Source organism: Neotamlana sargassicola, from assembly GCF_020523965.1.
In the GTDB taxonomy this organism is placed as follows: domain Bacteria; phylum Bacteroidota; class Bacteroidia; order Flavobacteriales; family Flavobacteriaceae; genus Neotamlana; species Neotamlana sargassicola.
This window is the reverse complement of sequence record NZ_JAJAPX010000035.1, coordinates 1-255: the sequence shown is the minus strand read 5'-3', so window position 1 is coordinate 255 and position 255 is coordinate 1. Positions and strand designations below refer to the sequence as shown.

Here is a 255-nt window from a genome sequence, read left to right as displayed (position 1 = left end):
TGATTTGATCTGGACCATTGTAATCTGCATTTGGCGTGTAATCTATCGTATCATCCGTTGGATCGTTTGGTGTGCCCCCATCGTTTACTGTTGCTGTACCATTGCTTGCACCACTAGTGATAGTGATGGTTCCTGTGCTTGCTCCATCGCCACCAAAACTATCGTCGTCTAATACTACAATGTTTACTGTATCGTCTTCATCTACACTTGCCGTATCGTCTACTGTTGTTGGTACATCATTTACCGAGTTTACTG

1 protein-coding gene is annotated in these 255 nt (G+C 43.5%); it reads right to left on the bottom strand.

Translation table 11 applies throughout. The annotated features are described in order from the left end of the window. A partial coding sequence (locus LG651_RS15885; RefSeq protein WP_226697049.1) for an Ig-like domain-containing protein occupies positions 1 to 255 on the bottom strand: 255 nt, incomplete at both ends.